Here is a 22,167-nt window from a genome sequence, read left to right as displayed (position 1 = left end):
TGTGAGATCAGCTTTTATTTTCAGTCCCGAATTTGCGTAATATCATATTGCAGAATTACTAACCATTTTATAATTGTGTTAATCTTCATTTCGACTAAATTTCTTCTCCGTTCAAAAAAAGTGTCAGAGGTATTCTTCTTTACAATTTTCCATAATAAACCGGTAAAAAGGCAGCCAAGTTGTAACGGACATCCTTTTTATCTTTACCCTTTCCAAAAGACTACGGCATAAACGGTTGCCTCCCTAAAGGTACCCTCCAGTTATTCCGTTTCCTTTTGCCTTTCACTTTGCCCGTAACAATAATCTGCTTTCTTTTTTCCGGTTTTTCTTTTGAAAAATATCAATAGAGTCTTGGGCTCAATGGGAAGAGAAAATTGATTTAATAATTAAGCAGGTACGGGAAAAGAAAGGCTCCGCCGTATCCGGAGCAAAACAAATGAAGTTTAATATTGTCAATGAAATTAAATTAACCTATTCAAGAGAAGGGAATGCTGAAAAGCTGATAACAAATTCACATGATGCGGTAGAAGTATTCAGAGCACATTTTGATAGTAGCCAAATTGACTATAGAGAATCATTTTATGCACTCTATTTGAATCATGCCCATAAAGTTTTGGGAATAAAAAGAATTTCTGAATCTGGAATTTCTGCAACACTAGTGGATATTAGAATTATTATGCAGGCCGCCTTATTGTGTAATGCGTCATCTATTATTGTAGCACATAACCATCCATCGGGAAGTTTAAAGCCGTCATCCGAGGATCTGAAAATGACCGATAAAATTAAGAATGCCTCTGAATTTTTAAATATTCAACTGCTGGATCATTGTATTTTAACATCGACAGAATACTTATCATTTGCTGATGAAGGTTTACTATAAGAGATTTTGTAAATTATAAATCATAAAAAACAGCAATTAAATATTGCCGTTTTTTTTATTTTTTGGCGAAAAGACAGATCTTCCTTTGGTCGAAGGTGTCTTTTCGCTGTAAATTTATATTGTACGGTTGGGAGCATATTTGATAATTTTTGCCCTGACCAGAACTCTGTTTTTTACCTTTAAACGCTGATGGCGGCCACCGTTCTTTTCAAATATTTCAATGTTCAGTATCTGGTCTTTCAGCAATGTAAATTGGTCAAAAAGATAAACGCTTTCAGCAGTGGCGTGACTTTCTACATTTGTTAATGGAGAATATATCCGTACAGGATACACAACTTTCTCCTGAACAGCAGTCCGTTTGAGGTTTTTTTTATCTGTTATTTTGAAATGAATAAAATCAATATCATAATTGATATTTCGGCTGTTCTTGATCTGAAGAACAAAATAGAACTTGCCCCTGAATGTACTCAACGATTTTAGTAAGAAATATATACCATTATTCTTTGTATGAATATTTGTTATGCTGAGTTTCGTACTTTTTTGCAATGTTTTCATTATATGATCTGTAACAGAGGATGAATCCCCTTGGAGTTCGTTAAATAAAACCTCAGGGCCATTCTCTCTTTCGGTATCCATCTGTAATTTTGAAAGATCATAGCTGAGTGTAGCAGGATAAGGATCGTATACAACGTCAAAACTATAAAACCTGCCATCTTTTGTGACCACTGAAAAATTAGTTTCTGTCTCAAAATCTTTTACTGCTGCTTTGATCCTTAAAACATTTCCTAAGTCTTCAGCCTTGCCAGCTGTAAGATAATCACTACCCAAATCAACATATTGTATTGGCGAAGGAAATAGGAGATGGGTTGTTTTATCATAAGTGACCTGCATTTTGTATGGATTCATTCTTGTATGATAGAGCGAGCCATCTTTTGCACTAGTCTGCGCCTTAATAGTATTGATCATAAGTAACAAAATAATTGTTAAAAGTTTCATATGAAGTATTATTTTTATAGTGTTATCATTATACGTTAGTTATTTTTTGGAACTAAGAAAACAAGATGTCCTGTCTTTACAGTTACTTTCTGATTCCTGACCTTTTTTTGAAAATATCCCGCTATTCCGTGGACAACCCCTTTGGACATATCGGCAGCAATCTGTTGTCCTGCAGACTGCGTCATCATAATGCTTGTTCCTGAATTCTGGCCCATGTTGGCGGCCATTTCACTGAGTGCACTTTGTTCGGAAGAGTAGGGAATATGCAATCCCAGCTGTCCGTCATTGTCATGAATATCAATGTTAACAGGCTCAATCATCCCTCCATGCTCTATGGTGGAGATATGAAGCTGTAATCTTCCGCCCTGAAATCTGCATTTGGCTTTCAAAAAAGTTCCCGAAGGGATTTTTATCTGTCCAAGCAGAATAGATTCCAGAATCCTCACTGGAATAACGCTCTCAGAAGTGACTGTTTTTGTTTCTGGAATGACCGCGCGGATACTGTTTCTGGGTTGTGACTCCTGGAACTGCCGTTCTTCAATTCCTCTAAATCTTTGAGGAAGGAGCCTGCTAAAAGTGATGCTGTCTGAGGTACTGCGGTACAGACTTGAAACTATAGGATGTATGACAGGCTTTGCAATAGTGATGCTGGTTTGAGCAGAAGCTGATATCTCTTTTATTTCACTTCTATTTTCTGAAACCCCCGGCTTCGAAGTTGGAAAATATTTGGCCGCCATCTGGTAAGATTTTTCCATCAGTTCCAGCTGGTTATTGATACTGGTGGTCGCTGGTATTGATTCCCGCTCTGCAGCTTCTGTTCGTAACCGATGGATTTCTTTTTTAAGGTGCTGCACTTCCTGATCATCCCTGCTGTAAAATGAGCCTAAGGCTTGCCGGGTATTCTGATAACTGTTCATCGAATTTCTGGCGGATAAGGCAGATTCAGATTCACTTTGTAAAGAAATCGGATCCGGGGGTAATGTTTCTGAATAAGCATTAGTCCAATAATCTGATAAGGTGGTAAGTGCGTTTTTCTTCTCTTCATTTTTTTGTTCAAGTAACTGCTGTTCATACGCTTTTTGCTTATCAGACTGCAACTGGCCGTCCGATGCTTGGGGAATAACTGAATTGAAACCTGCCTTTTCTGCGTTATCATTCTCTTTTTCCGGTTTAAAGACTAAGAACAGGAAACCCGCACATGCAATAACCATTAGCAGATAAATGAATGGTTTTTTCAACTTGTCAATCGTGAGCTTTCGGTCTCCTGTATTATTATTCTGGCCATCTTCTGTGACTTTGATACGAGTGTTATTTTGATCTTGTTTCATGACTATTTTGTGTGTTATTATAAGCTGGCCGTGAACCTTTATGGGGTTTGACTTTGAGATCTGCAGGTGCAGTATTGATATGTCTGATGAGTGGTATATCTTTGCCGTTGGGTCCTTTTGCCCATAGTCGAAAGATAATCAATAGGGTCAAAAGTGTATATCCTGTAAAAAAGAGTTTTGTCAGTACGCGCTGCTTTTTTATAGGAATTGCTTTCCACTGGCTTTCCGTCTTTTCTATCCACCGGTCAATTTGTAGGGTTAATTTTTTCATATTCTTTCAATTATCGGTTAACGGTTTCCAGATCTTTATTTTCAAGTACATTGAATTTTTCAATTGTAAATCCCTGTGGATTACTGTCAGATCGTACTGAATTAACAAGGAAGCAGTTGGTGATCAGGTTTCGGATTGTAAGGTTACTGGACCGGATGATAAACTGCCTGCCATAAGTCTTTACGGCATAAGGATAGCTGCTGAAATCCGCAGCGATACTGTCAACTTCAATTCTCTGCTGTATATTTCCGCTTATGATCCGGTTGTAATATCCTTTTTCAGAAAGGTCTTTGTAGTAGTTGAATGCAGATTGATCAGCCAGGTTAAATGCCCTTTTAACATTGCTTTCAATTGCATTTTTATCAGGGGCAATCGTAAAAAACAGTTCATGAAACCGCCTTACGTGCTCCCTTGCTTCTACGGGTCTGTTAATAGACATATCCTGAGACAGTGCAACCATAAGTGATTTGCCGTTATCCAGGACATATATTTTTTGCCTCTGTTCTTCGGCAAAGCTATATGATTGATAGACAACAATGCCAACCACCCCAAAGCATAGCAGAGCGAAAATGAAGGTGAATAGCCTGATCTGCTTAAAGCTGTTTTCTATATTTCTTAAGATTTTAAATTCCATGGTTTGATGATTTTGTTATTTAAGAAGCCTTCCTGATATATTACCCACTGCAGAACCCGCCGCCGCACCGGCAATATTTCCTGACCTTTGTGCCATCTGACTGACATTACGCATAAAGTTACCAGCGCCGCCAGCCTGAATGACCCAACCTGTCACAGTAGGTACCGTAAAATATCCTATAATACCAATAATCATATAGATGATATACACCGTATTGGATGTATCAGGAATGAAATTGGGATCAGCAAGCATTTCCATATCTTTTTTGATAATCAATGACTGGATCTTGGCAAGGATCGCACTGAACATATCTGCCACCGGAAGCCATAAATAAACACTGATGTATCGCGTCAGCCATTGCGTCAATGTAGATTGGAATCCGTCCCAGACGGATATTGCAAATGCAATCGGCCCGAGAATTGATAATACGATCAGAAAAAATGTCCTTATAGTGTCAATAACCAATGCGGCAGCCTGAAAGAGTATTTCCAGAAATTCACGGAAACCGTCTCTGATTTCCTTTTTGATAGCAAACATCTCTCTTTCAATATACATTCCAGACATCGTTACCAGATCTGATGGCGACCAGCCAAGCTCTTCCAGCTTTCTATCAAACTCCTCGTCCGAGATCAGATAGGCCATCTCAGGGTTTCTGAGCATCGCTTCTCTTTCCAAAAGATCTTTTTTCTGCTGCAATTCGTTGAGGTCTAAAACCTGGCCCTCCAACATTGCATGGCTTCCCTGGACAATCGGATTCAACACACCATTGATGCTTCCCAGTACAATAGTGGAAAAGAACATGATACAGATACCTATGGCAAATGGACGTAACATAGGAAAGAGGTCAACTGGCTCGGCTCTGCTTAATGACTGCCATACCTTTAATGAAACATAAAACAATGCTCCAAGCCCTGCCAGACCTTTGGCTACCCCAGCCATATCAGCACATAATGGCAACATCTCTTCATATACTGAGCGAAGGACCTCATGTAAGTTATCTGACTCCATCTTACCAGTATTTTTGATTAGCAGTTCCATACAGATCCAATACCCGCTTGGTATTATTCTGCTTTTTAGCTCTCAGATAGCTGACAGAGATATTCTTATTGGTATAATACCGTACCAGATTATGGTAGTCCTTCACTTCTTTATATACCCGGTCAATAATATCCATTCTTTCTTTGTCATTCAATGATAAATTGGTTGAAGTGACAATCTGCTTTAATTCTTTAAGCAGTTCTGTGCTCTCAGTGAGTAATGTGGAGTAGCCATTGGCAATAGCAGTCAGTTCCTGAGCATTGAAGTTGGGGTCGCTGAGCATTTTCCCGAAATTTTTCACATACATCTCAGAAACATCACCCACCAGTAAAACTGTCTGCTGAACCTTTCTGGCGTCCTTAACCAGATTGTTCACTGCTTTAAGCTTATCATAATATTCTTTGCCTTGCTCGTACACCTTTTTCACCTCGTTGAAGTTCTTCACCACATTGGATACTGTCGAGGAAGTCTGTACAATTTCATTGGCGGAATTTAAAATACCTGAGGCGAGGTTCGCAGGGTCAGTAACTACAAATTGTGCTTTAGCAAATGATGTTATGGTAAGTACCATAACCATAGCTGTTGTAATGATTGAATTTTTCATTTTTGTAAAATTTAAATTGATTTTTTAATCTTGTTTTTTGCTCGGTTTGATTTTCCTGAGCGCAATTCTCTTGATGGCATTTTCAATATTGCCGTCAAGCTCCACGGCAAGATTCATAACTTCCAATTTTTCAGTTTCTTCAGTAGTATAAGTAAGGTATTCTTCTGTAGATACTTCTGTAGCGTACACTGCGGAGTGGGTACCGCCTAATCCGATCCAGACTTCTTTATAGAGCCTTTTAGGATCATTGTTCATATTGATCGATAAAACCTGGGACTTTTCTTTATCAGTTAACCCCAGCATAGCCTGGATATCATCAAACTTGTTCATGTATTTACGTTGATCCAGAAGGATCTTACAGTCTGAATTATTGATAATACTTTCCTTAACAATAGGCGAATGAATGATGTCATCTACCTCTTGCGTTACAACAATCGCCTCCCCGAAGAATTTTCTTACCGTTTTGAACAGATACTTAATATACTCTGCCATACCTTCTTTGGCAATGGCCTTCCACGCTTCTTCGATCAGAATGAGTTTTCTGGTTCCTTTGAGTCTCCGCATCTTGTTGATAAAGACTTCCATAATGATGATGGTGACAACCGGAAAGAGGATCTTATGATCTTTAATAGCATCAATCTCAAAAACAATGAAACGCTTGTTCAGAAGATCCAGCTGCTTGTCGGAATTCAGCAGATAATCATATTCGCCGCCTCTATAGTAAGGCTCCAGAACATTGAGGAAATTAGCAATGTCAAAATCTTTTTCCCTGACCTTTTTCTCTTGCAGTACTTGCTGATAATCATTTTTTACATATTCATAAAAACCATTGAAGGAGGGATTCTGCTCATCGTTTTTGATCTGCCCGATATATCCGGCAACTGCATTGGATAAGGCAACTTCTTCGGAGCGGGTAGGTGGCTCATCATCTCTTTTCCATAGGGTCAGAATAAGCGTTTTAATGCTTTCCCTTTTCTCAATGTCAAAAACACCGTCATCGGTATAGAAAGGATTAAAAGCAATAGGATTGTCTTCAGTATACGTGAAATATACACCATCTGTGCCCTTGGTTTTTCCTTTAATCAGTTCACATAATCCCTGGTAGGAATTTCCGGTATCGACTAAAAGAACATGAGCTCCCTGTTCATAGTACTGCCTCACCATGTGATTGGTAAAGAAAGATTTACCGCTTCCCGAAGGACCAAGAATAAACTTGTTTCTGTTGGTAATAATTCCCTGTTTCATGGGAAGATCAGAAATGTCCAGATGAATGGGTTTTCCGGTCAGCCGGTCAGCCATCTTGATGCCAAAAGGAGAGGGCGAATTCTGATAGTTGGTTTCTTCTGTAAAAAAGCATAAAGCAGGTTCTATAAATGTGTAAAAGCTTTCTTCACTCGGGAAATCTCCCGCATTTCCGGGAATGCCTGCCCAGTATAAGGTGGCGGTATCGGTAGTGTTATGCCGGGGTTTGCATTCCATGAGTGCCAAAGCGCTCCCGGTATCATTTCTTAGCTGCCTGAGTTCAGCCGGATTATCCGACCAGGCCATGACATTGAAATGGGCACGGATCGATTGGAGCCCGTAAGAATGGGCTTCATTCAGATATTTTTCGATCCATTCCTTGTTGATCTGGTTGGCCCTGCTGTACCGTGCCAGAGAATGCATATTTCTGGCTGATTTTTCAAACTTCGAAAGGTTTTCATCGCTATCGTCAATGAACAGATACTGATTGTAAATGTGATTGCAGCTTAGCAGCAGTCCCAACGGAGATGCAAATGAAAGCAGACAGTCACTTCTGTCCGTGCTGAGCTTTTCATACCGGCTGTGAGACGAAACGGTTCCCGGAAGATCATCGGTATCAGATAAGGTATGCATACTGATGCGGTTGTTTCCAATTCGCATTTCTTCGGCCCCCAGATGTAAATCCTGTAAAGAAGGATTAACTTCTCTGGAAAGCGTAAGGTATTGTTCCAATAGTCCTGACTCTTTGTCTCTACCGGTAATTTCATCTGCAGTCATTCTTTCCAGAAATAGATATCCACTGTCGTTGATGATCCTTTCAAACTGATCCACGGCTTCCATAAACCGGCTGACCAGTTCTTTATCCCTGATTTCTTTGGGAATCAGGACTCCTTTGCATAGAGACGAAAAATTACTCTGTATTTTCATTCTTTCTTTAGTGGTTTTAGTAATGAACAAATAGCAGTAATGATTCAAAAAGGGTCTTTCATTAAAATGCCGCTCAAAAGATTTGGAAAGGAAGCTTTGATGATCACTGGACAAATCAGGTCGGTAGTTTTCTTTGATAAACCAGTCCTGCTTATGCACAATACTGTAGTCCGGTAATGTTTTTACGGCTTTGAACCAGGCTGAATGTATGGCTTCATATTCAGCTGAAGCAACGGTAAAAAGTTCTGGCAGCCTGACTTTAAAGCACGCCGTAACATCAGCATCTTTTGAGATAATACAGTTTTCCTCAACTGCCAATAGCGGAAACCTGCTCTCCAGTGTAGCTATTTTTGATTGGTTTCTCATAATAAAGCTTTTTGGGGGTTCACTTTCAGAAACCTGAAAATTGATTTTCTGCTGATGATATATCGGGGATGCTTCTTTTTCGCACTGAGTTTCATGAGCCCGTACTCTCCATATTTTCTGTTAAAAGAGAAGGTTAGCCATATCAAGATACCGGCGCCGGCACTTCCCAGAAAAAGACAGAGATACGTTTGTACACCAGCCATATACATGATCATTACCAGTACAAATACAGCCAATAATCCGCCTGCGAAAATAAACAGGTATTGCGCTTTCAGCCCTTTGAACTCAACGGTTCTTCCTATGCCTTTGTTGATGTGATAGGTATTCATTATTGATTGTTTAAAGGAAGAATGAGCGTAGGATTGTAGCTGCCACTATTAAGAAGATACATGCTCCGAACCAGCTTGCAGCAGTTTTACTGGTATCAGGATCTCCACTGCTGAATTTGTTGTAGACTTTGACGCCTCCGATCAGGCCTACCACAGCGCCAATAGCATAAATAAGTTTTGTGGCAGGATCAAAATAGGAAGTAACCATCTGCGTGGCTTCAGTGATTCCGGCGGAACCGTTGCCTTGTGCATTGAGACTCCAGCTGATTACCAGGAGCAATGTTGTGAAGATTCTTTGTCTTTTCATAATGATAGGTTTTTGATTTTGGAACCCGTGCTTTACGGGTGGTGAGACAAAGATCTAGGGTAGAAGAATAGTTTATCGGAATGTGGAGTTGGGAGGAACTGTTTAGCGTTGAAAAGCTTTAGAGTATAAAGTAGCAGAAAAATAATTATATGTGATGATTGTTTGATGCAAGCACATTAAATATTTAATGTTTTTTCTACAATATTTTATATATACATAAAATAGCATTTTGCTTTCAATGCTCATTCTTTGGCATAAATATTTATTTCGTTAATTTTGTAGTTGTATATAGTACATAATAATTATATGAAAAATAAATTTATCTATTTGTCTGTTCTATCCTCAATGGCTGTCAATTCTTTATTGTTTGGACAATGCTTTAAAAAAATATCTACACAATGGGAAACAGTAATTGCTTTAAATGAAGATGGAAATATATGGGAATGGGGAAGCAATAATGACGGGCAGTTAGGATTAGGAACCTACAACTATACAGATAAAAATATACCATTCCAATTGACGACATCCAATGACTGGAAAGATGTAATAAGTAGTCACAGCGGTACGATGGCTTTGAAAAATGATGGTACACTTTGGGGGTGGGGATATGGAGGACATGGCGAGCTTGGGAATAATTCAGCATCATATGTTTTTATCCCTTCTCCTACGGGAACTAATGAATGGGATAGGATATTTGCTGGGCTGTTTACTAATTGTGGCATCAAAACCAACGGAACTTTATGGATGTGGGGTACAGGCTTTAATGGGCAATTAGGAAATGGAGCTACACCAATTAATACATTAGTACCAGTACAAGTTGGAACAGACACAGATTGGAAATTAGTTGCAATGGGCCAATACCATACCATTGCTTTGAAAAATAATGGAACTTTATGGGCATGGGGAGGTAATGCACTGGGGCAACTGGGTATAGGAAATAATATAGATGTATCAATTCCCCACCAAATAGGAACAGAGAATGATTGGAAGGCAATCTCAACAACAATATACCACAATCTTGCCTTAAAAACCAATGGAACTTTATGGGCATGGGGAGGTAATGCCTACGGTGAAATTGGAGATGGTTCTACTGTACCTAAAAATATGCCAATACAAATTGGAAATGACAATAATTGGAAAGCTATTGAAACCTCATCATACGGTAGCTTTGCTATTAAGAATGATGGAAGTTTATGGGCTTGGGGCGACAATAGTTTGGGGCAACTAGGAGATGGAACAACTATATCAAGGTCAGTGCCAGTGAAAATTGGAAATTCTAATGATTGGAAAAGCATTGAATGTGGAGGTGGTAATTGTATTGGAACTAAACAAGACAATTCATTATGGACATGGGGTTTCAATGATGCAGGACAATTGGGAAATGGAACATTTGTTAATAGTGGTACACCTAGTATGATCATGAATGCCTGTTCTTTTCTAGGTACAAAAAATTCGATTTCCTCAGATCAAAATATAATAATTTACCCAAATCCTGTTTCAGATATTTTATATTTTTCTAAAGAGATTAAAAATCTTAAGATTTATACTGTGACCGGAATATTAATAAAAAATATTTTGAACGTAAATAGCCGTACTATAAATCTGCAGCCACTTCATTCAGGAATATACTTTATAGATGCACTTACCACTGAAGGAAATAATATGAAAGAAAAAATTATAAAAAAATAACGCTATATTCTCGCCATTCAGAGTTTCTTGACTTTGATCCAATAAATAAACAATATCTATTTTCTCTAATGAGTAATGGTTTATCAATGTTTCCGTAGGTTAATATGTAGTGATTATGTAAAGTTGAAACTTTTTATGTGCATATTATATTGTGATTTCAGATTTAATACAAGACGTATCATATTTTAAAATCTATTGATGGGAAGATGGATTTCTGCTTGCGGGCATTTATAACCATAAAATCTAGTAAATAAAAAATATAAATAAGTTTTATATATATAATTGTATCTAATAATATTGGAGAGCTAAAGAAACTCTCCAATATCAAAGTTCTTTATTTTACTTTTCCGCATATTGGAAGAACCGTTTACTTCTACATCATTAAAACTATAATCTAATAGTTCAGCTATTTTATGGGAAGCATTTTCCATAGAATTTTCCAGTAAGGTGTATAATTCGGTTCCGTATATTTTATGAGCTGCCGCTGCTGCTGGTCCCTTTTCAGACATTTCACAGACTTCCTGCTGTAAGAATGTTGTCACAGCGCTTAGCTCTTCAAAGGTAGCTCCCTGGGCAAAACCGTTATCTTTACCAATTATTCTATATTTCTTCCATTCTTCTTCCTCTTCAGTAAAATCAAGGCTGCTGCCAAAACCATATTCCGGTTCTTCCTGCGGATTTTGAATATGGATATTTTCACCGATATCATATTCTATCTCTAAAGTAAAAGGATCGAACAGAGGTTCTTCTTTTTGTTCTTCTGGAGAAGCTGTTGTCACTGCATGGCTTAGTGATGTTTTGGTTTCTCCCATAATAGGATAGGGTGTATCACTATTTTTTTGTTTTTCTATAGAAGGAGGAGGTCTTTTAATAACAATTTTATCTTGCAGTAATAACAAAATGATGACGATTAAACCTATAATGATGAGAATATCCATGGCTTATAAAATGGGTTTGAAATGTCTATTAAAATACTCGGTAATGTCATTTCCATATTCAAGGAAATGCTGTTCCAGAATATTGTCGATATAGGAGTATAACGTTGTTCTTTCCTCCCGGCTGAGTTGCACGATTCTCAGGAGTCTTTCATGATATTCCGGACGTATATAAACTACCTTTCCATTGCGTCCCGAAGGAAATCTATTGATAAGGAAAGTTTCTTCATAGCCCGCTTTTTTAGATGAACTGGTTTTTGCTTTTTCCCTCGGCTTTTGATGAATCGGTTCTTTTGTTTCATTGTTGTTAGCCTCAGAAGAAGGCTGTTCCCCACTGATTACCCGCATCAGGTACTCTTCGTCTACATAAGGCTTTTTAAAATCATTTTTTTTATCAGTTGTCATGATGTATTCGGGTTTTTATAATTGTGTGATGCTTAAAAATTCGTCAATAAACAGGTTCATTCTGGTCGCTTTTAATAATGAAAGATCTGCAGGTAATAGCGTAGATCTGAAAATACTATTTTGGATATCATCCAATTCCTTACGAAACCGTTTGCTGTCCATAATCCTGGTATCCATGATATTGAGCCGGAGCGCTGAAATAGCCTTTTCATAAATTTCATATAGACCTGTTTTTTCTCTTCCGTCGGTTTGATTCCAAAACAGCCAGATGCTTTGTTCTTTATGATTCGCAGAAGAAGGAAGCCCCAGGAATGCTTTGGTAAAGCCCAATGTACTTTCCACAACCAGCCGGTCAGCGGTTAAAGGGGCAAAAATAAAATCCATGTCTTTTAAGGTTGTCAGAACCCCTTTGGTATTGGCGGTACCCGGCAGATCAAACAAAATAATATCAGGAACCGCATCAGTTTCGTGTATGTATTCTGAACTTTCTTTGAGTGCATTCTCTGCTTTACACCGTATAATAGGATAAGCTTTCTTATTGATCAGATGAAACTGTTTCATGGCGGCCTTTTTATGGTATTCATTCAACATGATCGTTTTTTTATCCCGTTCCCTCATATTGCTTATACTGTACTGAGGAAAATCGCAGTCTATGACTACAACATCAAAACCTAGCCGGTAATGGAGCACACTGGCCATTAATGTGGTTATCGTTGATTTTCCAGCACCTCCTTTTTGAGTGGAGAAACTTACTTTTAAAGTTTTTTTTGTTGCTTTCATGATGCATATTTTTATTGTTGTTTTATAATTTTTATTGTTAAGAATCAGTATAAGTTGGTGTATATATAGGAGTATTCCTGTATTATCTTATCTAATGATGCACAGGTTTACATCATTTTAACTGGTCATATTTGCAACTGCTTTGTTGAGAGTATACCTTTTTTTGAACATGTTTAACTGCTTTTTTGCTTTTGCGCTTTTATAGTTTTAAAACTTTACATTTTTATGATTTGCCCGTTTTGTCATCAGCTTTATATTTTGCTATAAAGGAAAGAATCTTCAAAACCAGTGCTGATTTTCAGGTAATTGATGGTCTTATTTGGCAGCAATTGGAAGGCTGTAATATTGTATATATCCGGTTGCTTCTGTTTACCTTGTTATTGATTTTAAGGAGAGCTGATGTTTAATATAACATCTGAAATCTGTCGATCACTTGTTATAATAATTTTTGTAACGTGGTAATATGGTGTTCACCGGAACACGGCAAGTTGTGTTTTGAGTGCCTCATAACTGTTTTTTGTGCCTCAAAACAACTTGCCCTGCCGGGAGCTTTGAAACACTCTCCGAAGTCGAGGTTTATAAACTTTAAATGGATATCTATGAATGATCAGAAAAATAATAAGAGAAGTAAAGGTGGGCGAAAGCCAAAGATAAACCCTTGTAATCACCGGTATGTTTTTCGGCTGGATGATGAAGACAATAGCAAATTTCTGTCTTTATTTGAAGCCTCTGGAGTAGATAATAAAGCTAAATTTATAACTTCTGTATTGTTTTCAAAAGAAATAAAAACAGTTAAAATTGATAAAGGTACTGTTGATTTTTACATGAGGCTGACTTCCTTTTATTCCCAGTTCCGAGCAGTGGGCGTGAATTACAATCAGGTAGTTAAATTATTATACACTCATTTTACCGAAAAAAAAGCCGCAACATTTCTGTATCAATTGGAGAGACACACTGCTGAACTTTCAGCTTTGTGCCGGAAAATTATCGAATTGGCTAATGAATTTACTAACCGGAATATAGAAAAATGATGGTTCAATGATTGCAAAAATTGGCAGAAGCAGTAATTTATATGGTGTCTTAGCCTATAATCGTCATAAGGTGGAAAAGGGACAGGGACAAATTTTGTTGATGAATAAAATGGTGGAATCCACAGATGGGAAATATACTATACCCCAACTCATGAGATCTTTCGATCCTTATCTGGCTGCCAATCAAAAGACGGAAAAACATACTTTACATATATCGCTTAATCCAGATCCGAATGATAGGGTCAGTGATAAGGATTTTGTGAAGATGGCAGGAGAGTATATGAATGGAATGGGGTACGGTGAACAACCTTACATGGTTTTTAAACACACTGATATCGACCGTACCCATATTCATATTGTGTCTGTATGTGTTGATGAAAATGGTAGGAAAATATCAGATCGATTTGAGAAAAGGCGGTCGATGAATATGTGCAGAAAACTCGAAAATACATATGATTTATGGCGAGCTTCAGAAGGGCAGAATGTGAAAAACAACCTGGTTTTCAAACCGGTTGATTATCAGACCGGAAATATTAGACATCAGATCGCCTCTGTCATCATGAATATAGCTGATGTGTATTCCTTTAAAACACTTGGAGAGTACAATGCTCTGCTTTCACTTTTCAATATAGCAGTTGAAAAAATTGAAGGTGAATTGCATGGAAAACCACAGCGGGGGTTGGTGTATTTTGCATTGGATACAAACAAACATAAAATTGGAAACCCATTAAAAGCTTCAAGGATTGGAAAAGCGGCGCAATTGCCTGCACTGGAATCTCACTTTTTAAAAAGTAAAGAATCTATTCTTCAATCGAATAAAACTGAAATAAAGGGCTGGATTGATAATGCCCTCAAAGTGAGTCTTCATGAAAAAGATTTTGTTGAGAAATTAAAGTCTGTGGGTGTTAATACGATAATCCGCAGAAATGAAGCCGGACGTATGTATGGAATCACATTTATCGATCATAACACCCAAACAGTATGGAATGGTTCAAATTTGGGAAAAGGATATTCCGCTGCTGTTTTTAATGATTTATGGAAGAACCAGGAGCATTTAAATAAATTCTCTGATGTAAAGCAGGCAGAAGAGAAATCACTCCCAACAAATCAATTTTTGCCCCTTAAACTTCATCCCTTATTTGGATTTTTAAATGATGGCAATGATGATTTACGTGACACTGAATCAATGGACTCATTTCCCGGATTGTTGCCAACAGTCCAGAGAGAAGATGATGAAGAACAGTTTTTTTCACAGCAAATGCGAAAGTGGAAAAAGAAAAGAAAAAGATAGTCTGATGATTTCTTACCCTTAGCCTTCTTTTTGCATAATTGCCTGTACTTTTTGCTGTAATTCCTTTTTATCAGGTAAATACAACTGGTATTTGGAAACAAATATTTTATTAGAAATACCACCTGTTGCATATTCCACCAATACTTCATCTTTTTCCGCAGAAAGGATAATGCCTATAGGCTCATTATCATCCACAACATTTTCTTCAGATTTAAAGTAGTTCAGATATAAATTCATTTGTCCTATATCATTGTGCTCAACCTGTTTTATTTTTAAATCAATCAGCACAAAACATTTTAAGATACGGTGATAGAATACAAGATCAATATAAAAATGCCTGTTACGAAGTGATATCTTATACTGTCTTCCGACAAATGTAAAACCCTTTCCCAGTTCTAAAAGAAACATCTGCAGGTTATCGATAATTTTCTGCTCCAGTGCTTTTTCTGTAACCCGATGACTTTGAGGTAATTTGAGAAAGTCCAGTATATAAGGATCTTTTATAGCCTCTGTAGAATCGGTTACGATATGACCTTTTTCCGCCAGTTGCAATACTCCTTTTTTGTCTTTGCTCAATGCCAGTCTTTCAAAAAGGGAGGAGTTGATCTGCCTTTCCAGTTCGCGATAGCCCCAATTTTCCAGCACGGCCTGTTTTTCATAGAACTTCCTTGCCGTATCATCAGAAATACCGAGCAAAGTAACCAGATGAGTCCAGCTTAATTTGGCAGGCACTGCCTGCCATTTTTGATAAGCCAGATAAAATCTGCGCATATCTAAAATATTACGCCTGCCAAATCCTTTACCGTAACGCTGCCTAAGGTCTTTGGAAAGTGTTGCCAGTAAGTTACTTCCATATTCTGCACGCTCCTCACCGTGCTGCTCATATTCCACGATATGCCTGCCAATTTCCCAGTTGGCTTTCACCAGCTCAGTATTAACTGCCTTAACCGCATTTTGTCTTGCAACCTCAATAGCGGATCCTATGCTATCCAGTAATTCAGTGTATGTTGATTGTACAGGTTTCATTGATCTTTTGTTATAGAACAAATGTAAAAAATTCCTTGGTCAACAACTGCTATGATCCATGAGAAAATAAGTTTCAGTCCTGTGCCAAATGCTTCCTTATAATGCCTGACACAGCCAGTGTAGAAAGCAGACTTCTGTTACCCAATAAATTCATCATCCTAACTCTAAAAATAAATGATATGCAGGGTGAAGATGATCTACGGGGCTTAGCTAAAATTATGGCTTTTATGCGTGCCGTCAGTATTTTAATGGTACTGATGCATTATTACTGGTATTGCTATCCATTTTTTCATGAAAAAGAATGGACATTGGAAATCATTAACAGAATACTGCTGAATTTCCAAAGAACAGCAGGGTTGTTCTCTCACAATCTCTATACAAAAGTTTTCACCATTGTATTACTCTCTCTAAGCTGCCTGGGAACAAAAGGAGTAAAAGATGAGAAGATAACCTGGTCTCGGATTATAGGCTTCATGGCAGTCGGAACGGTGTTGTTTTTCTTCAATACTATTTTGCTGAGATGGGGCGGGACAGGCATTCTTTTATATATGCTTTCAATGTCAGTAGGATATATCCTCCTAATGGTGTCAGGGGCATGGATGAGCCGTTTGTTAAAACATAATCTGATGGATGATGTATTCAATAATGAGAATGAAAGTTTTATGCAGGAAACCCAATTGATGGAAAATGAATACTCTGTGAATCTTCCTACTAAATTCTATTACAGAGGGAAATGGAATCAGGGTTGGATTAACATTGTCAATCCATTTAGAGCAACTATTGTACTTGGGACACCCGGATCAGGAAAGTCATATGCTATTGTCAATAATTATATTAAGCAGCATATCGAGAAGGGTTTCTCCATGTATATCTATGACTTTAAGTTTGATGATCTTTCCACGATTGCTTATAATCATGTCTTAAAACATCAGAATAAATACAAAGTAAAACCGAAATTTTATGTTATCAATTTTGATGATCCCCGAAGAAGCCATCGGTGCAATCCTTTAAATCCTGATTTTATGACGGATATTTCAGATGCCTATGAAGCTGCCTATACCATCATGCTCAATTTAAACAGAACCTGGATTCAAAAACAAGGGGACTTCTTCGTGGAATCTCCCATTATTCTTTTAGCTGCTATTATCTGGTTCCTGAAAATATATGAAAATGGCAAATACTGTACTTTTCCTCATGCCATTGAACTGCTCAATAAAAAATATTCAGACGTTTTCACGATTCTAACTTCTTATTCTGATCTTGAAAATTATCTTTCTCCTTTCATGGACGCATGGCAGGGTGGTGCACAGGACCAGCTTCAGGGGCAAATCGCTTCTGCTAAGATTCCTTTGTCACGAATGATATCTCCTCAACTATACTGGGTGATGACCGGGGATGATTTTTCTTTGGATATCAACAATCCGAAAGAGCCGAAGATATTATGTGTGGGTAATAACCCGGATCGGCAGAATATCTATTCAGCAGCGTTGGGTCTCTATAATTCAAGAATCGTAAAACTTATCAATAAAAAAGCGCAACTCAAAAGTTCAGTGATTATTGATGAATTACCTACGATTTACTTCCGGGGATTGGATAATCTGATTGCAACTGCAAGAAGTAATAAAGTAGCTGTCTGCTTAGGGTTTCAGGATTTCTCCCAGTTGACAAGAGATTATGGAGATAAAGAAAGTAAAGTGATTCAGAATACAGTGGGGAATATATTCAGTGGTCAGGTCGTTGGAGACACGGCTAAAAATCTTTCGGAACGTTTTGGAAAAGTCCTGCAGAAAAGACAAAGTATGACCATCAACAGAAATGATACGTCCACTTCTATATCCACCCAACTGGATAGTCTGATACCGGCTTCCAAAATTTCAACGTTAAGTCAGGGAATGTTTGTAGGGGCTGTATCTGATAATTTTGATGAAAGAATTGAACAGAAAATGTTTCATGCAGAAATAGTAGTGGATAATGAAAAAGTAGCTGAAGAAACTAAATCTTATCAGCGGATACCGGAGATTTTATCATTTGTAAGTGATAGTGGAGAAGACCGGTTCACATCAATTATTGAAGAGAATTACAGAAATGTTAAGCAGGACGTTATGAGGATCATTGAAAATGAAATTGAGCGTATTAAAACTGATCCTGAGTTAAAGCATTTAATCCCAAAAGAATAAAGCAAAAATCCCCGAATACCGGGGATAAAAACTAATAACCATGAAAACTCAAATTAAACATGAGAATCAGATGCAAATCTACTGCAAATAAGTTTTTTTTACAATTCATATCATCTATAAGTTGTATTGTAAATACAGTTTGCTTCGTTTAAATAGAGTGAAAATTACTGACTTATTGGCTTTTTTCAAATTCAAATGAGATTTCAGCTTTGTCATTCAGTATAATATGAGCGTTAAAAATTTTTCCTGATTTACTTTTCATTCCTTTTATTAATGACGTTTTACGTGTGTTAACGAGGCTTTCGATGTCATTTAATGAGATTTGTATACCGCAGATATTTCTAAACAGCAACCAATTGCAACGAGTATCAGAACACTTCACAATATGGTCATGAATAACCAAATGCTGCGTTTTGCATTTAGGGCATATAATCTTGGGAATATGTGGCTGTTCAATATGGATCTGCAGTAATTCCTTGGTGACAGATGTTGTATAATTTTCGATTTGCTTTTGAAATTCGAATGCATTACATTCATTATTTTCTATACATTGCATTTCTAATTCCCACTCTGCAGTCAAGGAAACATCGGCTATTTTTTTATCTTTTACCAGATCATATACTTTTAATCCTTTATCCGTTGAGATAAGTGATCTATTTTCTCTTTTGATATAATCCCGATGAATCAATGTTTCAATAATAGACGCTCGTGTTGCAGGTGTCCCAATGCCTATATTTTTTAATATTTTTCGCTGTTCTGTTTCTTCAACATCTTTCCCTGCATTTTCCATTGCAGACAATAGGCTTTCCTCAGTATAAAGGCTGGGAGGCAGCGTTTTCTTTTCCAGAACAGCAAACATTTTAATCTTTAGATCCATTCCTTCTTTTAACTCAGGAAATTGCCGGATTTCTTCGATACCTTCAGAAAAATTGCCGTTGATATGGCGCCAGCCTGTTTGTAATATCTTTTGTCCCTTAGCTGTAAAATCATAGTGAAGTACCTGTAAACTGATTTCTGTGATTTCTTTGACACATGGCGGTGAGACGGCCTCAAATAGTCGAAAAGCAATCAGATCATATATCACCTTTTCTTCTGAAGTAAGTGCTGAAGGTATTTTTTCTGTAGTAAGAAGCCCGTGATGATGGGTAACATTAGCATCCTCGACAATGCTTTTATTAAAGTTTCCCCATGGAATTATGCTTGCTGCGGTTTTATAAGGTTCCCATTCCTGCAGTACTCTTATGAGATCTGGAATGTCCGGCCATAAATCTTCTGAAATATATTGGCTGCCCGTAAGTGGATAGGTAATGAACTTTTTTTCATAAAGGCTTTGGGCAATATCGAGTGTTCGCTCAGCACTGAAGCTGAATCTTTTATTAGCTTCCTTCTGAAGGCCGGTTAAGTCAAACAGAAGAGGAGCCTGTTCTGTTATGGGGTGTGAAGTAATAGCACTGACTGTTGCTATAGTTCTGTTTCTTTCCAGTGACTTTACAAAGTCCTCAGCTTGTTTTTTATCGCTGAATTTGAGTACTCCAAGACTTTTGAACTCCACAAAATCTTTTTGATGCATAAGCTCAATCTGCCAGTATTGCTGGCTTGTGAACTCTTTATATTCTCTATAACGTTTGCAGAGTAAAGCTAAAGTGGGAGTCTGCACCCTTCCAAGTGAATATAACCCGTCATCTGCTGCTATAGTTAGTGCCTGGGTCGTATTAATATCTAATAACCAGTCGGCTCTGTTTCTGTAGTGAGCAGCATGGAATAATCCATCATATAGGTGACCCGGCTTCAGATTTTGAAAACCGTGCCTAATGGCTTTTTCAGTGAGTGAACTGATCCATAATCTTTCAAATGGCAGGGTACAGTTCAAATACTCATAGATGTACCGGAAGATCAGTTCCCCTTCTCTTCCTGAGTCTGTAGCAACAATAATACTGCTGCATGATGTAAACAATTTTTCTATGATTTTTAGCTGTTTGGATACGCCAGGATCAGTTATCAGTTGTTTATCTTTTCTTACTTTTCTGATGGTTAATTTAAAAGGGTCAGGTAAAATAGGTAAAGTCTGCTTTTTACAAGCTGAAATGCCATAATCTTCTGGCATCCCGAGTGTAATCAAATGGCCAAAAGCCCAGGTAACGGCATAGCCATTACCGGTCAGATATCCATCTTTCTTTTCTGTTGCTCCCAAAACCATTGCTATTTCTCTGGCAACACTTGGCTTTTCTGCTAATACTGCTTTCATAATGATTATTAATTGAAATGGGTATTATAGGCGTTTTCTAGCGCGGAACTGGGCTTTGTCCTGTTTTAACTGCTGGCTTTTGTCTTTAGGTGCCTGCTGACCCTTTTGTAGAGGCTCCTTTAAATGCTTGGTGGCTTCGTTGGTCTTGCCTTCTGAATTCACTGCTGTCTGGGTTGTATGCTCCTCAGTAGGCTTTGTCTTATGTTGGATTTTATCAGGATTCTGAAATGAGAAATCGATTTTTCCGTTCTCCTTATTAAGAGTGATATATCCCTGATAGGGCTGATTCTTTTTATCCAGCAATCCGTCGAGATAAATCGTTTGGCCTGCTTTAAACTGACTATACTGCTCGTCACTTAATTCTTTGCCTCTGAATGATCTTGGTATCTCTGTCTGTGTATGGGTTTGAGATTGTTGCTGAATCTGCTTTTGATCAAAAAGAAATTCAACATACTTTTTATCAGCATTAAACTGGACATGGGCATTGAAAGGTTCCCCTTTAGTAGAGATCATCCCTTCCAGATATAATGCTTTGCCCTCTATAAGCGTCTGCTTTTGGGCTTCATCTAATCTAACACCCTTGATTTCATCAGGAATTCTGATGTTTTCTACTTTGTAGGCAACAAGTTCATTAGTCAGCCGGTCTCTGCTGATAAGGGAAGGAATGATTTCATCAGTCTTTGGATTGACAAGATCTACAACACGTCCCATATTTCCGGTTTCCATTAGATTTTTACGGTCTTCAGCAGTAAATTCATGACCTAGAAACTTAAAATTGAAATTAGGTTCTTTTCTGATGCCGTGGAGATTGATCATGACATTGCCGGCATCATTAGTGCTGAGTGAAAGACGAGCGTCTATCCGGATAAGCGCTGTTCCGAGATTAAGACTGATGGGAACGAGACCATTGGTTTTGAATCCTCTTAGCATGGGTTCCAGGGCATTGGCTTTTTCTAATTTTTCCTGCGTCAGCCCAAATTTTGACATCATATCCCAGTCGATCTGATCCTGGGAGTACTGATATTCTTTTTCTGATGATGGATTTGTACTCATTGTAATGGTGTTTGGGGTTACTATTTTATAGGTCTTCAGAAATTCTTCACCTTTACTGCTTGAATGCTTGAGGTAATGCTCAATCTGTTTTCCAATTTTTTCAGATTCTTTGAGAGGAGAGGTAAAAAAATTAAATGAAGTAGGGTTTTTGAGCTGGCTGAGGAAATTGGAAAAAAAGTTGGAAAATAAATCGCCCTGCTTATCAATTTTTAAAAACTGATTCTGGTTTTTCCGGGTATTGGATACTGTTTTCAGATCACCTTTTTCATCAACAGTTTTTACCACTTCTATTTTGTTGGTCTTAGGGTTTAAAACCAGCAGAGTATTAATTAATGCAGGATCAGGATTTTGGGTATTTGCTATATCTTCCATGATGTTAAGTATTGATTTAACATCGAAGTTAGACCTATTGGATAGGAAAAGTTAAAAGTGGAAGTAGATGGGGATATTTGGCTGGGATTGTCTGGAAAATACCAATAAGACATTAATTTTTTAACAGCTTTTTGTTGCTACTATGGTAAAAATAATTAATTTTACGCCGTCTCGATCGAGACGTTTTTTTTTTCATCATTTGTGTTTTTTGTCCTGTTTTATTATTGATAAAACAGGATTT

Annotated in this window: 20 protein-coding genes; 5 read left to right on the top strand and 15 right to left on the bottom strand. The window is 37.7% G+C overall.

All coding sequences use genetic code 11. The features are described from left to right. The first annotated feature begins 436 nt into the window (after nt 1-436). Complete coding sequence (locus DEU39_RS06095) at nt 437-880, top strand: RadC family protein (protein WP_120231307.1); 444 nt, start codon at nt 437-439, stop codon at nt 878-880. A gap of 114 nt (nt 881-994) precedes the next feature. On the opposite strand, the gene traN is transcribed toward DEU39_RS06095, so the two are convergent. From traN to DEU39_RS06050, 9 genes are read right to left on the bottom strand one after another with little or no spacing between them, the layout of a single operon-like run. Further along, nucleotides 995-1,876 carry a conjugative transposon protein TraN gene (gene traN, locus DEU39_RS06090; protein ID WP_120231306.1) on the bottom strand — a complete coding sequence of 294 codons (882 nt, stop codon included), beginning with the start codon at nt 1,874-1,876 and terminating at the stop codon, nt 995-997. Nucleotides 1,877-1,911: 35 nt separating this feature from the next. Then, nucleotides 1,912-3,204, bottom strand: coding sequence for a conjugative transposon protein TraM (traM, locus tag DEU39_RS06085; protein ID WP_120231305.1), 1,293 nt, complete (start codon nt 3,202-3,204; stop codon nt 1,912-1,914). After that, nucleotides 3,185-3,475: a hypothetical protein gene (locus tag DEU39_RS06080; RefSeq protein ID WP_120231304.1), complete on the bottom strand. Its 291-nt coding sequence runs from the start codon at nt 3,473-3,475 to the stop codon at nt 3,185-3,187. Before DEU39_RS06080 ends, traM begins: the two co-directional genes overlap by 20 nt. Nucleotides 3,476-3,485: 10 nt before the next feature. Beyond that, nucleotides 3,486-4,109 carry a conjugative transposon protein TraK gene (traK, locus tag DEU39_RS06075; RefSeq protein ID WP_120231303.1) on the bottom strand — a complete coding sequence of 208 codons (624 nt, stop codon included), beginning with the start codon at nt 4,107-4,109 and terminating at the stop codon, nt 3,486-3,488. 15 nt (nt 4,110-4,124) lie between these two features. Continuing rightward, entirely contained in the window at nt 4,125-5,117 is a 993-nt protein-coding gene (traJ, locus tag DEU39_RS06070) for a conjugative transposon protein TraJ (RefSeq protein ID WP_120231302.1), read from the bottom strand. A gap of 1 nt (nt 5,118) precedes the next feature. Next, nucleotides 5,119-5,751, bottom strand: a complete 633-nt coding sequence (locus DEU39_RS06065; protein ID WP_120231301.1) for a DUF4141 domain-containing protein — start codon at nt 5,749-5,751, stop codon at nt 5,119-5,121. 24 nt (nt 5,752-5,775) lie between these two features. Further along, nucleotides 5,776-8,286 carry a TraG family conjugative transposon ATPase gene (locus DEU39_RS06060; RefSeq protein ID WP_120231300.1) on the bottom strand — a complete coding sequence of 837 codons (2,511 nt, stop codon included), beginning with the start codon at nt 8,284-8,286 and terminating at the stop codon, nt 5,776-5,778. After that, nucleotides 8,283-8,615 carry a DUF4133 domain-containing protein gene (locus tag DEU39_RS06055; RefSeq protein ID WP_120231299.1) on the bottom strand — a complete coding sequence of 111 codons (333 nt, stop codon included), beginning with the start codon at nt 8,613-8,615 and terminating at the stop codon, nt 8,283-8,285. The genes DEU39_RS06060 and DEU39_RS06055 overlap by 4 nt, the downstream gene beginning before the upstream one ends. Nucleotides 8,616-8,625: 10 nt before the next feature. After that, a complete protein-coding gene (locus tag DEU39_RS06050; protein ID WP_120231298.1) occupies nt 8,626-8,922 on the bottom strand; it encodes a DUF4134 domain-containing protein in 297 nt (98 codons plus the stop codon). A 306-nt stretch (nt 8,923-9,228) separates the two neighbouring features. Between DEU39_RS06050 and DEU39_RS06045 the strand changes: the two genes are divergently transcribed. Then, nucleotides 9,229-10,611, top strand: a complete 1,383-nt coding sequence (locus DEU39_RS06045; protein ID WP_120231297.1) for a T9SS type A sorting domain-containing protein — start codon at nt 9,229-9,231, stop codon at nt 10,609-10,611. Between the two features lie 305 nt (nt 10,612-10,916). On the opposite strand, the gene DEU39_RS06040 is transcribed toward DEU39_RS06045, so the two are convergent. From DEU39_RS06040 to DEU39_RS06030, 3 genes are read right to left on the bottom strand one after another with little or no spacing between them, the layout of a single operon-like run. Beyond that, complete coding sequence (locus DEU39_RS06040; RefSeq protein ID WP_120231296.1) at nt 10,917-11,549, bottom strand: conjugal transfer protein TraD; 633 nt, start codon at nt 11,547-11,549, stop codon at nt 10,917-10,919. Between the two features lie 3 nt (nt 11,550-11,552). Continuing rightward, nucleotides 11,553-11,951 carry a DUF3408 domain-containing protein gene (locus tag DEU39_RS06035; protein WP_183037383.1) on the bottom strand — a complete coding sequence of 133 codons (399 nt, stop codon included), beginning with the start codon at nt 11,949-11,951 and terminating at the stop codon, nt 11,553-11,555. A gap of 15 nt (nt 11,952-11,966) precedes the next feature. Beyond that, nucleotides 11,967-12,731 (bottom strand): ParA family protein, encoded by a 765-nt coding sequence (locus tag DEU39_RS06030; protein ID WP_120231294.1) that lies wholly within the window; start codon nt 12,729-12,731, stop codon nt 11,967-11,969. A gap of 599 nt (nt 12,732-13,330) precedes the next feature. Here DEU39_RS06030 and mobA point away from each other — a divergent pair. Both mobA and mobB read left to right on the top strand, forming a co-directional pair. Beyond that, entirely contained in the window at nt 13,331-13,762 is a 432-nt protein-coding gene (gene mobA / locus DEU39_RS06025) for a conjugal transfer protein MobA (RefSeq protein WP_120231293.1), read from the top strand. Nucleotides 13,763-13,769: 7 nt separating this feature from the next. Beyond that, nucleotides 13,770-15,053 carry a conjugal transfer protein MobB gene (gene mobB / locus DEU39_RS06020; protein ID WP_120231292.1) on the top strand — a complete coding sequence of 428 codons (1,284 nt, stop codon included), beginning with the start codon at nt 13,770-13,772 and terminating at the stop codon, nt 15,051-15,053. 18 nt (nt 15,054-15,071) lie between these two features. Here mobB and DEU39_RS06015 read toward each other — a convergent pair whose 3' ends face one another. Then, nucleotides 15,072-16,079, bottom strand: coding sequence for a YhcG family protein (locus DEU39_RS06015; RefSeq protein ID WP_120231291.1), 1,008 nt, complete (start codon nt 16,077-16,079; stop codon nt 15,072-15,074). A 179-nt stretch (nt 16,080-16,258) separates the two neighbouring features. Between DEU39_RS06015 and mobC the strand changes: the two genes are divergently transcribed. Next, complete coding sequence (gene mobC, locus DEU39_RS06010) at nt 16,259-18,256, top strand: conjugal transfer protein MobC (protein ID WP_120232206.1); 1,998 nt, start codon at nt 16,259-16,261, stop codon at nt 18,254-18,256. 172 nt (nt 18,257-18,428) lie between these two features. Here mobC and DEU39_RS06005 read toward each other — a convergent pair whose 3' ends face one another. Next, complete coding sequence (locus DEU39_RS06005; protein ID WP_120231290.1) at nt 18,429-20,501, bottom strand: type IA DNA topoisomerase; 2,073 nt, start codon at nt 20,499-20,501, stop codon at nt 18,429-18,431. Between the two features lie 24 nt (nt 20,502-20,525). Beyond that, the gene (locus DEU39_RS06000) at nt 20,526-21,926 is read right to left on the bottom strand and encodes a DUF3945 domain-containing protein (RefSeq protein WP_120231289.1); all 1,401 of its coding nucleotides are present in this window, start codon (nt 21,924-21,926) and stop codon (nt 20,526-20,528) included. Between the last annotated feature and the right edge of the window lie 241 nt (nt 21,927-22,167).

It is taken from the genome of Chryseobacterium sp. AG363, from assembly GCF_003610675.1.
In the GTDB taxonomy this organism is placed as follows: Bacteria; Bacteroidota; Bacteroidia; order Flavobacteriales; family Weeksellaceae; genus Chryseobacterium; species Chryseobacterium cucumeris.
This window is presented reverse-complemented; position numbering and strand designations above follow the sequence as displayed.